The organism is Streptomyces sp. NPDC048643 (assembly GCF_040650615.1).
Lineage (GTDB): Bacteria > Actinomycetota > Actinomycetes > Streptomycetales > Streptomycetaceae > Streptomyces.
Map to the genome: position 1 here is coordinate 69,541 of NZ_JBEZHO010000023.1, position 12,149 is coordinate 81,689.

Genomic DNA, 12,149 nt, shown 5'->3' on the forward strand with positions numbered 1-12,149 from the left:
ACATGACCAGCACCACCGAACCCACCGAGCCGCTGTCGGTCGAGCAGTTGTCGGCGACCACCCTGCTGCGCTTCGCGACCGCCGGTTCCGTCGACGACGGCAAGTCGACCCTCGTCGGGCGGCTGCTGCACGACTCCAAGTCGATCCTCACGGACCAGCTGGAGGCCGTGGAGCGGGTCTCGGCCGGCCGCGGCCAGGACACCCCGGACCTCGCCCTGCTCACCGACGGCCTGCGCGCCGAGCGGGAACAGGGCATCACGATCGACGTCGCCTACCGGTACTTCGCGACCGCGCGCCGCCGGTTCATCCTCGCCGACACCCCCGGGCACGTGCAGTACACGCGGAACATGGTCACCGGCGCCTCCACCGCGGACCTGGCCGTCGTCCTCGTCGACGCCCGCAACGGCGTCATCGAGCAGACCCGCCGGCACGCCGCCGTCGCCGCCCTGCTCCGCGTCCCGCACGTGGTCCTCGCGGTGAACAAGATGGACCTCGTCGCGTACGAGGAGACCGTCTTCGCGGCGATCGCCGAGGAGTTCACGGCGTACGCCTCCGAGCTGGGCGTCCCCGAGATCACCGCGATCCCCATCTCGGCGCTGGCCGGCGACAACGTCGTGGAGCCCTCCGCCAACATGGACTGGTACGGCGGCCCCACAGTGCTCGAACACCTGGAGACCGTGCCCGTCAGCCACGACCTGGCGCACTGCCACGCGCGGCTGCCCGTGCAGTACGTGATCCGCCCGCAGACCGCCGAGCACCCCGACTACCGGGGGTACGCGGGCCAGATAGCCGCCGGCACGTTCCACGTCGGCGAGAGCGTCACCGTGCTGCCGTCCGGCCGCACCTCGAAGGTGGCCGCCATCGATCTGCTGGGCACGCCCGTGAACGTGGCCTGGACCCCGCAGTCGGTGACCCTCCTGCTGGAGGACGACATCGACATCTCCCGCGGTGACCTGCTCGTACCGAGCAAGGACGCGCCGCCGACCACGCAGGACGTGGAGGCGACCGTCTGCCACGTGGCCGACGCCCCGCTCACCGTCGGCCACCGGGTCCTGCTCAAGCACGGCACCCGCACGGTCAAGGCGATCGTCAAGGACATCCCGTCCCGGCTGACCCTGGACGACCTCTCGCTGCACCCGCACCCGGGCCGGCTGGTCGCCAACGACATCGGCCGCGTCAAGATCCGCACCGCCGAACCGCTCCCCCTCGACGCGTACGCCGACTCCCGGCGCACCGGCGCGTTCATCCTGATCGACCCGGCCGACGGCACGACGCTGACCGCGGGCATGGTCGGCGAGTCGTTCGCCGCGCCGCAGCCGGTCGCGAACGACGCCGACGAGGACGGGTGGGACTTCTGACATGAACCCCATCGACTACTACTCCACGTTCGCGAAGGAGGGCGGCCGCGTCGGCAGCGGCGCCCTCGGCAGCGGGCAGGGCGGAGTCGCGCGATGTGCGCGATGACGTACGCGCACTGCCTGCGCGCCCCGTCCCCCCACAGCCAGCGAAGACGAAGACCTGCCGACCTCCCGGCCACGACCTGAGAAAGGCGTGACCGCCGGGCCAACGAGAGGAACACCTCCCGTGCCTGCCATCCGCTCCCACCGCTCCGCCCTGGTGCGCCGCGGCCTCGCCGTCGCCACCGCGCTGCCCCTGCTCGCCCTCGCGGCGTGCAGCTACGGCTCCGACGCCAAGGACGACACCAAGGCGAAGGTCGCCGCCGGCTCGAAGAAGATCGACGGACTCGACTCCGTGAAGATCGGCTACTTCGGCAACCTGACGCACGCCACCGCGTTGGTCGGCAACCAGAAGGGCTTCTTCCAGAAGGAGCTCGGCGCCACCTCGGCGAAGTACCAGATCTTCAACGCCGGCCCCTCCGAGATCGAGGCCCTCAACTCGGGGTCCATCGACATCGGCTGGATCGGCCCCTCGCCGTCCATCAACGGCTTCACGAAGTCCCAGGGCAAGAGCCTGCGCATCATCGGCGGTTCGGCTTCGGGCGGCGTCAAGCTCGTCGTCAACCCGAAGAAGATCAAGTCCCTGAAGGACGTCAAGGGCAAGAAGATCGCGACACCGCAGCTCGGCAACACCCAGGACGTCGCGTTCCTCAACTGGGCGGCGGAGCAGGGCTGGAAGGTCGACGCCCAGAGCGGCAAGGGTGACGTCTCGGTCGTCCGTACCGACAACAAGATCACCCCGGACGCCTACAAGTCCGGCTCCATCGACGGCGCCTGGGTGCCGGAGCCGACCGCGTCCAAGCTGGTCGCCGAGGGCGGCAAGGTGCTGCTCGACGAGCGGGACCTGTGGCCCGACAAGAAGTTCGTGATCACGAACATCATCGTGTCGCAGAAGTTCCTCACGGAGCACCCGAAGGTCGTCGAGGCGGTCCTCAAGGGCTCGGTCGAGACCAACAAGTGGATCAACGCCAACCCGGACGAGGCGAAGGCGTCGGCGAACAAGCAGCTGGAGGCGGACTCGGGCAAGGCCCTGCCCGCCGATGTCCTGGACCCGGCCTGGAAGTCCATCCAGATCATCAACGACCCGCTGGCCTCCACCCTGACCACCGAGGCGGACCACGCGGTGAAGGCCGGTCTCCTGGAGAAGCCCGACCTGAAGGGCATCTACGACCTCACGCTCCTGAACAAGGTCCTCAAGGCCGCGGGCGAGAGCCCGGTCGAAGACGCCGGTCTCGGCGTCAAGTAAGCCCGGATCCCGAAGAGTTCCCAGGAGGTGACGACCATGGCCACGACCCTCGCCAACGCCGCGGACGGCGTCGGTACGACGGAGTACGCCGCCCGCATCGAGCACGTCTCGAAGTCCTTCGCCGGACCTGCGGGACCCCAGCTCGTCCTGGACGACATCACCCTCGATGTCGCGCCGGGCGAGTTCGTCACCCTCCTGGGGGCCTCGGGGTGCGGCAAGTCCACCCTGCTGAACCTGGTGGCGGGGCTCGACAAGCCCTCCGCCGGTGACATCACGACCCATGGGCGCCCCGCTCTGATGTTCCAGGAGCACGCCCTGTTCCCGTGGCTCACCGCGGGCAAGAACATCGAACTCGCCCTGCGTCTGAGGGGAGTTCCGAAGGCCGAGCGGCGCGACAGGGCCGAGGAACTGCTCGGACTCGTCCGGCTGCAGGGCGCGTACGGCAAGCGGGTGCACGAGCTGTCCGGCGGTATGCGCCAGCGGGTGGCACTGGCGCGGGCGCTCGCACAGGACAGCCAGATCCTGCTGATGGACGAGCCGTTCGCGGCGCTGGACGCGATCACCCGGGACGTGCTGCACGACGAGCTGACCCGGATCTGGCGCGAGACGGGTGTGTCCGTCCTGTTCGTCACGCACAACGTGCGCGAGGCGGTGCGACTCGCGCAGCGCGTGGTCCTGCTGTCGTCGCGTCCGGGGCGCGTGGCCCGCGAGTGGACGGTCGACATCCCGCAGCCGCGCCGCATCGAGGACGCGCCCGTGGCCGAACTGTCCATCGAGATCACCGAAGAACTGCGTGGGGAGATCCGCCGCCATGGCCAGCACTGAGACCAAGGCCGACGCCGCCGTCAAGGAGACCGACGGGCTGGGCGGTCTGGAGGCGGGACTCGACGCGCTGGAGTCCTCCGTCACCCGCCGCAGGTCCTACGGGACGACGTTCCGGCAGAAGGTGCTGCCGCCGCTCATCGCCGCCGCGGTGGTGCTGGTCGCCTGGCAGGCCCTGATCACCTTCAAGATCGTCGACGACCCGACCAAGCTGCCCTCGCCGTCGGACGTCTGGGCCGAGGTGCAGGACGCCTGGCTCAAGGGCACGCTGCTCGACTACATCTGGACCAGCGTCTCCCGCGGTCTGCTCGGCTTCCTGTTCGCCCTGGTGATCGGGACCCCGCTGGGTCTGCTGGTCGCCCGGGTGAAGTTCGTGCGCGCCGCGATCGGCCCGATCCTGTCCGGTCTCCAGTCTCTCCCGTCGGTGGCCTGGGTGCCGCCGGCCGTGATCTGGCTGGGTCTGAACAACTCGATGATGTACGCGGTGATCCTGCTGGGCGCGGTCCCCTCGATCGCCAACGGTCTGGTGTCGGGCGTGGACCAGGTGCCGCCGCTGTTCCTGCGGGCGGGCCGCACGATGGGTGCGACGGGCCTGCGCGGCACCTGGCACGTCGTGATGCCGGCCGCGCTGCCCGGCTACCTCGCCGGTCTGAAGCAGGGCTGGGCGTTCTCCTGGCGGTCGCTGATGGCCGCGGAGATCATCGCCTCCTCCCCCGACCTCGGCGTGGGTCTCGGTCAGTTGCTGGAGAACGGCCGCAACGCCAGCTCCATGTCGATGGTCTTCCTCGCCATCTTCCTCATCCTGTTCGTCGGCATCGCCATCGACCTGCTGATCTTCAGCCCGGTGGAGCGGTGGGTGCTGCGCAGCCGCGGACTCCTGGTGAAGGGCTGACACCGTCATGAGCAGGCCCGAGCGTCCCGTCCTCGTCGTCATCGCCCACGGCAGCCGCGATCCGCGGCACGCCGCGACGGTGCACGCCCTGGTACGACGGGTGCGTGCCGCGCGCCCGGGCCTGCGCGTGGAGACGGGTTTCCTCGACTTCAACATCCCGTCCGTCCAAGCCGTGTTGACGTCTCTGGACGCGGAGGGTGTGCGGGACGTGGTGGCGCTGCCGCTGCTGCTGACGCGTGCCTTCCACGCCAAGTCGGACATCCCCGCGGTGCTGCGCGAGGCGCCGTCCCGGATGCGGGTGCGCCAGGCCGAGGTGCTCGGCCCGTCGCCGCTGCTGACGGCGGCGCTCGAACGCCGGCTGTACGAGGCGGGGCTGACGCCCGCCGACAAGTCCTCGACCGGGGTCGTACTGGCCTCGGCGGGGTCCACCGACCCGGAGGCGATCGCGGTGATCGCAGCAATCGCGCGGGAGTGGCGGCACACCGGTTGGTGCGCCGTGCGGCCCGCGTTCGCCTCCGCGTCCCTGCCGCGTACCGAGGACGCGGTGCGTGACCTGCGGGCGCTGGGCTGCGAACGCGTGGCCGTCGCTCCGTACGTGCTGGCGCCCGGTTTCCTCCCGGACCGCATCGCGCGGGGCGCGGAACAGGCGGACGTCCTCGCCGACGTCCTCGGCCCCGCGCCGGAGGTGGCCCGGGTCCTGCTGGACCGCTACGACGAGGCCCGGATGCCGGCCCTGGCGGCGCTCGGCGCCTGACGCGCGGCCGGGACCCCTCGGCGCTCCGCTCAGTCGAAGGAGAGACCGCCGGTGCGGGTCCGCTTGAGCTCGAAGAAGTCCGGGTCGGCGGCCAGGACGCGGAAGCTGTCGAAGAGTTCGGCCGCCCGCTCGCCGCGCGGGACCGCCCGGAGCACCGGCCCGAACCACACCGTCCCGTCGACATGGAGGGTGGGCGTCCCCACATAGGACCCGGAGTCCGGCTCCCTGCCCGCGTCGTGACCGCGCCGCACCGCCTCGTCGTACGCGGAGTCGTATGTCGCGTCCGCCAGTTCGGCCGGGAGTCCCAGCTCGGCGAGGGACTCGGCGACCACGGTGTCGAAGTCCTTGACCCCGCGCTCGTGGATGCGCGTGCCGAAGGCGGTGTACAGGTCCCGCAGCACCCCGTCGCCGTGCCGCTCGGCCGCGGCCACCGCGACGCGGACCGGACCGATGGACCGGTCGACCAGGTCCCGGTACCAGTCGGGGAGTTCGTTGCCCGCGTTGTGCAGGTACAGGCTCATCGGGTGGAAGCGGAGGTCGAGGGGGCGCAGCCGCTCGACCTCGAGGATCCAGCGCGAGGTGATCCAGGCGAAGGGGCAGGCGGCGTCGAACCAGAAGTCGACGCGGGTGGGTGCGGCGGTCGTCATACGGTCCAGGGTAGGGACACACCGGTACAGAGTCCTGGGCCGATCGGGAGCATCTTTCCTGGTCCAATTCCGCTCCGGTCCCGCTGTTCGGCCGTGCGCCCGCCGGCGTCCTCAGCGGGGACGCGCCGCCCCGCCTTCCCGGGCGGACGCGACAGCCTCGTCGGCGAGGCGGACCAGTTCCGTCATCGGCATCGACCCCGCGGGCCGGCGTTCGCGGGCGAAGCTGTTCGCCAGTCGCTGGAGCAGGTCGTTGAGCGGGGTCGGTACACCGTGCAGCCGGCCCAGCAGGGCGATCTCGCCGTTGAGGTAGTCGGCCTCGATGGTGCCGGTGCCGCGGTCGAGGGACTGCCAGGAGGAACCGCCGCGGCGCGGGGAGCCGTCGAAGGGCTTGAAGGTGATCTTGTCGCCGCGGGCCCTGGTCTGCTCCTCCTCGCCGGCGTACGCGATCTCGGCGGCGTCCAGGACCGCGGTGCCCTCCGCCCGTACCCGGTTGAAGAGCTCCAGCCCCTCCTCGCGGGTGAGGACGCCGCTGACCGCCTCGATCGCGTTGGCGAGGTTGCCGAGGAGTTTGGCGTACTGCCAGCGCGCGACGTCCGGCACGACCGGCGCCTCGAAGTGTGCCGTCTCCAGGTCGGCGGCGATCCGGCGGAGCGTGTCGTCGGTGCCGTCCGGATACCGGCCGAGGTGCAGGATGCCGGTGAGCGGGCTGCCGGCCGCGGCGACCGTGCCGGGTTCGACGAAGGTCGCGGGCAGCCAGACGCAGACGCCGTAGACCCGGTGGAAGCGGCGCAGCGCGAGACGCCCGCTCTCCACGCCGTTCTGCGCGCACACGACCGGCAGCCGTTCCGCGGCCCAACCGCCGCCCGCCACGGGCGCGGACCCCCAGTCCCTGAGCGCGGTCTCGCCGTCCTGGGTCTTGACGGTGAGCACGAGCACGTCGTCGGGGCGCAGTTCGCCGAGTTCGGCCGGCCCCTCCACGGCGGGGAGCCGGTGGACGCGCGGGCCCTCGGGGGTCACGAGCCGCAGGCCGTCGGCGCGCAGCGCCGTCAGGTGGGCTCCCCGCGCGACGAGGACGACCTCGTGCCCGGCCTCGGCCAGCCGCCCGCCGACGGCCCCGCCGACCGCTCCCGCCCCGATGATGATGTAGCGCATACGACGAGCCTCGCACAGAAGGGTGTAGCGGCCACCCGGAATGCCGCAGCCGGTCAGGCCTCGGTGGCGCCGAAGGGGGTGCCCTGGTGGAAGTAGAGCAGCCAGGCGTCGCCGGAGCGTCGCCACAGCGAACTGCGGTGCGCGCGGCGGCCGTTGTTGTCGGTGTCGAACGTCAGGTGCACGAGGTCCGCGGCGAGCTGGGCCCCCTTCATGCGCGAGGTGGTGCTGTGGCCGCCGGTCTCCGTCTCGGCGGCCAGGGCAGCGATGATCGAGGCGCGGTCCCAGATGTGGCCGGACGAGCCGAACTCGTAGAAGTCGGGGTGCAGCAGGGCGCCGACGAGGTCGGCGGAGCGGCGGACCTCGGGGTCGAGCAGGCGCAGTTCGCCCTCGACGGCGGCCTCGACGGCGGGGTTGCGCTCAGACACCGGTCAGCTCCTCCAGTTTGACGACGGTGTTCCAGTTCCGCGTGGTGGCGAGGACACCCTTGAGCAGCCGGGGCCTGGCCAGCACCTCCGCGAGCTTGGACCGGCCGAGGCCGTCGGGCGCGTACAGGTACAGGGCGCGGTCGCCGAGGCGGAACTCCTCGGGGAGGAAGGCCGCGGGTTCGACGGAGGCGAAGCGTTCGGCGTCGACGGGGTCCGAGAAGTAGGTGACGTGCACCTGCTTGGCCTCCAGCTCGGCGGCGGGGAACGGGCAAGCCTCCCGTACGGCCTTCAGGTAACGGTGGTCGCGGACGAGGACGCCGACGCCGAACCCGAACCGCTGCTCGATGGCCGTGGACAGTTCGGCGGCGAGGCTCTCCTCGTCACCGTGCGCGCTGCTGAACGCGGCGTTCCCGCTCTGGAGATACGTACGGACGTCGCCGTGCCCGAGTCCTTCCATCAGGGTGCGCAGCTCGGCCATCGGCACCTTCTTCGCGCCGCCCACATTGATGCCGCGCAACAGCGCCGCGTACGTCGTCGTCATCCGCACACCATAAAGCGGCCGTCGTGCCCCGTGGGGGTGGGCACGACGGCCGCGGCCCATGGGGCTACTCGACGACCCTCAGGAGTGTGTCGGGCGTGCCCGCGCTCGGATGGGAGATCGTGTCGGCGGTGGCGCCGCCGGTGAGAGTGACGGAGACCTGGGCGGGCGCGGCGTCCGGGTGACCGGCGAGATCGACGGTGGCGGCACCCGTGGCGGGGGGTGTGGCCATCGAGGTGCCGGAGATGGTGTGGGGGGCGGAGTCCGAGGTGTTCCGGTCGGAGGTGATGTCCGAGCCGGGCGCGTAGATGTCCACGCCCCTGACCGACGCCCCCGAGAACTCCCGTTAGATGTAAGGGGCTTGCTCCTCCGCAGTGCGGAGGTCGTCGGGGTCCGCGGGGAGGAGACGCCGGGCCCGGGGCTCACCGGACAGCACGACGAGACGCTCTTACGCGGCCCATACCGTCGAGGTGGAAGGTGACGGCAGGGGCCGTCACCACGCACAAGGGGGCTGGCTCGTCATGGCAAACGGACACACACGGGTGCGGGGCATCGCCGCCCGGGCAGGCGGCTGGAGCGCCCGGCACCGATGGGCGGCCGTCGGGATCTGGGTGCTGTTCGTCGTGCTGGCGATGGGTCTCGGCTCGGCGGCGGGCCGAGTCGACGTCAACGAGAGCGACCAGCTCAAGGGCGAGACGCACACCGCGGCCAAGATCATCGAGGACGCCGGTATCGAGGAGCCGGCCAGTGAGTCGGTGCTCGTGCAGGCGAAGGACGCGGCCGGCAGGGCCACGGACTCCGACTTCAGGAGCGCTGTCGCCGCTGTCGTCGAGGCCGTCGACGCCACCGGCAAGGTCACCGACGTGACCTCGCCGTACGACACCGGGACGATCTCCAAGGACGGCCGCAGCGCGCTCGTGCAGTTCGACATGCGCGGCGACTCCGACACGGCGGGCGAGCGCGTCGAACCCGTGCTGAAGGCCGTCGAGAGCGTCCGCAAGGACCACGCCGGGCTGCGGATCGAGGAGATCGGCGGCGCGAGCATGATGAAGCAGTACGACGACGCGTTCGGCGACGACTTCCAGAAGGCCGAACTGTCCGCCGTGCCGGTGGCGCTGGGCATCCTGCTCATCGCGTTCGGCGCGCTGGTGGCGGCGCTGCTCCCGGTCGCGCTCGCGGTCACCGCCATCATGGCGACGATGGGCCTCATGGGTGTCGTCAGCCATCTGATGCCGATGAGCGACACGGCCAACTCCGTGATGCTCCTGGTGGGTCTGGCCGTCGGCGTCGACTACTGCCTGTTCTACCTGCGGCGTGAGCGCGAGGAGCGCGAGGCCGGACGGGACGCCGCGACCGCTCTGCGGATCGCCGCCGCGACCAGTGGCCGCGCCATCATCGTCTCGGGTGTCACGGTGTGCGTGGCGATGGCGGGCATGCTCTTCACCGGGCTCGCCGAGTTCGAGGCGATGGGTCTGGCCTCGCTGATGGTCGTCGCGGTCGCCATGGTCGGCTCGGTCACCGTGCTGCCCGCGCTGCTCTCCCTGCTCGGCGAACGCGTCGAGAAGGGCCGCGTGCCGTTCCTGCACCGGGCCAAGCGGCGCGACGCGAACGGAGGCCGGACGAACCGTCGTCCGGCCGCGGAGGGCAGCCGGTTCTGGGGCGCGGTCCTGCGGGTCGTGCTCGCCAGGCCCGCGATCTCCCTCGTGGTCGCGACGGGCGCCCTGCTCGCCATCGCGGCTCCGGCGCTGGGCATGAAGACCCAGCAGCTCACCCTGGACCAGGAGTTCGGTGACTCGCTGCCCATCGTGGGCACCTACAACCGGGTCAACGACGCCTTCCCGGGCGGTTCCGAGCCCGCCGAGGTGGTCGTCAAGGCGCGGAACATCAACGCCGGCGACGTGAAGGCGGCGCTCGCCGACTTCCGTGAGCAGGCGGTCGTTTCGGGGGCCTCACGAGGGCCGGTCGACATCAAGGTGCACGCCGAGCACAACGTGGCCTTCGTGTACGTACCGCTGGTCGGCGGTTCCGACCAGGACAAGGCGGAGAAGAGCCTGCAACTGCTGCGGGACACGGTGCGTCCCGAGACACTCGGCAAGGTCGAGGGCGTCCAGGCGCCGATCACCGGACAGGTCGCGGGATCGCACGACTTCAACGACCAGCTGATCGGCTCGGTGACCCCGGTCTTCGCCTTCGTGGTCGTCTTCGCCTTCCTGCTGATGCTCGTCTCGTTCCGCTCGCTGACGATCGCGATCACCTCGATCGTGCTCAACCTGCTGTCGGTGGCCGCCGCGTACGGAATCCTGGTCGCCGTCTTCCAGCACGGCTGGGGCGCCTCCCTGGTGGGCGCGGAGGGCGTCGGGGCCATCGTGGCCTGGCTGCCGCTGTTCCTCTTCGTGATCCTCTTCGGGCTCTCGATGGACTACCACGTGTTCGTGGTCTCCCGGATCCGTGAGGCACGGCTGCGGGGCCGCGACACCAAGGACGCCATCCGGCACGGGGTGGTCACCACCGCGGGCGTGGTCACCAGCGCCGCCGTCATCATGGTCGCCGTCTTCGCGATCTTCGGGACGCTGTCCATGCAGTCCATGAAGCAGATGGGTGTGGGCCTGGCGGCCGCGGTGCTCATCGACGCGACGATCATCCGGGGTGTCCTGCTCCCCGCCGTGATGGCGCTGCTCGGCGAGCGCAACTGGTACCTGCCGAAGTGGCTGAACCGGATGCCCGACCTGACCCACGACGAGGCGGCCGAGGCGGTCGCACCGACCCCTCCGACGGCGGTGGAGGGCGAGCGGGTGGGGGCCTGACACGGGACCGGCCCGTCGGCGGCGGCGCCGGGGGCCGGTCGGATCGGGTGGCCGGGGCGCGCGTTCGCCCCGGCCACCTCGCCGTCCCGCCGCGAGGGCGAGGAGGGCTCAGGCGGCCTTGGCCACCGAGTCGCGCTCGAAGGAGTCGATCGTGCGCGTGAAGTCCCGGGTGGACAGCAGCAGTTTGTAGATGATGGCGAGTTCGAAGACGAGGAGCAGCACTCCGGAGACGATGGTCGCCCCCATCACGGAGTCGAGCAGCGGGCCGATCATGAAGACGCCCATCTGGAATTCGATGCCGCTCACCAGGTGGGCGCGAATGCGGTGCCGCAGCAGGAAGGAACGCAGCCGCAGATAGGTCGGGAATCGCCGGCGGAACTCCTGCTGGAGGTCGATGACACGGGCCGGGGCGACGGGCGTCACGTCCACCGGCGTCCCTGCCGCGTTCTCCAGCGTGTTCTGCGTCGCGGCGGCTTCCTCGGCCCTCGTCATGTCCTGCTCGATGTCGGCCTCGGGGTTGTCGCGCAGCAGGTCCTCCATGAAGCTCAGTTCGGCCTGGTTCTCCGCGCGGCGCGCCTCCCGCATCCTCGACTTGATCTGCTTCCGCATCGAATGGCGGATCTTGAAGATCTCCAGGGAGTTGATGTAGCGCAGGGTGTCGAGGCCGACGACGGCGAGCGCCAGCCAGATGTACAGCGTCTCTCCCGTGCGCTCGTACTGGCCGCCCATCAGCGCCACCGCGCACACGGCCACCCGGATGCGGTCGAAGACGAAGTCCAGCCAGGCGCCGAACACCGAGCCCTGACCGGTCAGCCGGGCCAGCTTGCCGTCCATGCAGTCGAAGATGAAGCTCACGTGGTAGATGACCGCGCCCGCGACGAGCCAGCGCCAGTCGCCGAGCGCGAAGCAGGCCGCCGAGGCCAGTCCGAGCAGGAAGGCGCCCCAGGTGATCTGGTTCGGGGTGACCCGCGTCCGCAGGGCGAGCTGCCGCACCAGAGGAGTGGCGACCGGATCGACGAGCAGCACCGTCCACCAGGCGTCGCGCTTCTTCTCCGTGATGCGGCGTACCTCGGCGAGGTGCGGTATGTCTCGGCGTGTGGATCGCATGGGTCAACTTCCTGGTGTTCGACTGGAATTAACCTCACGCTAAGAATCCGGTGGCCGAAGTCGCAAGATCCGCCCCGTGCAACCTTTTGGAAGGGGTAACGGTCTCCTTGATTACCGGGTCCATGGATATGCCCGGTGAGGCCCGCGTTACCTGAGCGTTACACAAATGCCCGACCGTTATCCAATGCGCGCCAGGACTTCACTGTTCAGGCGCAACCATGACGCGGCGGCACCGAAAGACCCCTGGACGGTGACATTCCGGGGGCCTTTCCGTACCGCCGCCGTGCCGTCGTGCCGTCGTGCCG

The 12,149-nt window shown here is 70.6% G+C and carries 11 protein-coding genes and 1 pseudogene; 6 read left to right on the forward strand and 6 right to left on the reverse strand.

Features of this window, described 5'->3' with window-relative positions; genetic code table 11:
- The first annotated feature begins 2 nt into the window (after positions 1-2).
- From AB0C62_RS22975 to AB0C62_RS22995, 5 genes are all read left to right on the forward strand, one after another.
- Positions 3-1,358 carry a GTP-binding protein gene (locus AB0C62_RS22975; RefSeq protein WP_362975882.1) on the forward strand — a complete coding sequence of 452 codons (1,356 nt, stop codon included), beginning with the start codon at positions 3-5 and terminating at the stop codon, positions 1,356-1,358.
- A 235-nt stretch (positions 1,359-1,593) separates the two neighbouring features.
- Entirely contained in the window at positions 1,594-2,703 is a 1,110-nt protein-coding gene (locus tag AB0C62_RS22980) for an aliphatic sulfonate ABC transporter substrate-binding protein (RefSeq protein WP_164375266.1), read from the forward strand.
- A gap of 36 nt (positions 2,704-2,739) precedes the next feature.
- Positions 2,740-3,528: an ABC transporter ATP-binding protein gene (locus tag AB0C62_RS22985; protein WP_362975884.1), complete on the forward strand. Its 789-nt coding sequence runs from the start codon at positions 2,740-2,742 to the stop codon at positions 3,526-3,528.
- Complete coding sequence (locus tag AB0C62_RS22990) at positions 3,515-4,417, forward strand: ABC transporter permease (protein ID WP_362975886.1); 903 nt, start codon at positions 3,515-3,517, stop codon at positions 4,415-4,417. Before AB0C62_RS22985 ends, AB0C62_RS22990 begins: the two co-directional genes overlap by 14 nt.
- Positions 4,418-4,424: 7 nt before the next feature.
- Entirely contained in the window at positions 4,425-5,171 is a 747-nt protein-coding gene (locus AB0C62_RS22995) for a sirohydrochlorin chelatase (protein ID WP_362975888.1), read from the forward strand.
- A gap of 29 nt (positions 5,172-5,200) precedes the next feature.
- Here AB0C62_RS22995 and AB0C62_RS23000 read toward each other — a convergent pair whose 3' ends face one another.
- The 5 genes and pseudogenes from AB0C62_RS23000 to AB0C62_RS23020 all read right to left on the reverse strand — a co-directional run.
- Entirely contained in the window at positions 5,201-5,818 is a 618-nt protein-coding gene (locus AB0C62_RS23000) for a DsbA family protein (protein ID WP_362975890.1), read from the reverse strand.
- 111 nt (positions 5,819-5,929) lie between these two features.
- The gene (locus AB0C62_RS23005; RefSeq protein ID WP_362975892.1) at positions 5,930-6,970 is read right to left on the reverse strand and encodes a 2-dehydropantoate 2-reductase N-terminal domain-containing protein; all 1,041 of its coding nucleotides are present in this window, start codon (positions 6,968-6,970) and stop codon (positions 5,930-5,932) included.
- 53 nt (positions 6,971-7,023) lie between these two features.
- The gene (locus tag AB0C62_RS23010) at positions 7,024-7,395 is read right to left on the reverse strand and encodes a nuclear transport factor 2 family protein (protein ID WP_362975894.1); all 372 of its coding nucleotides are present in this window, start codon (positions 7,393-7,395) and stop codon (positions 7,024-7,026) included.
- Entirely contained in the window at positions 7,388-7,936 is a 549-nt protein-coding gene (locus AB0C62_RS23015) for a DUF1697 domain-containing protein (RefSeq protein WP_362975896.1), read from the reverse strand. Before AB0C62_RS23015 ends, AB0C62_RS23010 begins: the two co-directional genes overlap by 8 nt.
- 64 nt (positions 7,937-8,000) lie before the next feature.
- Positions 8,001-8,249: pseudogene (locus AB0C62_RS23020) on the reverse strand (S8 family serine peptidase); the annotation flags it as partial.
- Between the two features lie 205 nt (positions 8,250-8,454).
- Here AB0C62_RS23020 and AB0C62_RS23025 point away from each other — a divergent pair.
- Entirely contained in the window at positions 8,455-10,737 is a 2,283-nt protein-coding gene (locus AB0C62_RS23025; RefSeq protein WP_362975898.1) for an MMPL family transporter, read from the forward strand.
- Positions 10,738-10,845: 108 nt separating this feature from the next.
- On the opposite strand, the gene AB0C62_RS23030 is transcribed toward AB0C62_RS23025, so the two are convergent.
- Entirely contained in the window at positions 10,846-11,844 is a 999-nt protein-coding gene (locus AB0C62_RS23030; RefSeq protein WP_362975900.1) for a CDP-alcohol phosphatidyltransferase family protein, read from the reverse strand.
- Positions 11,845-12,149: the final 305 nt, after the last annotated feature.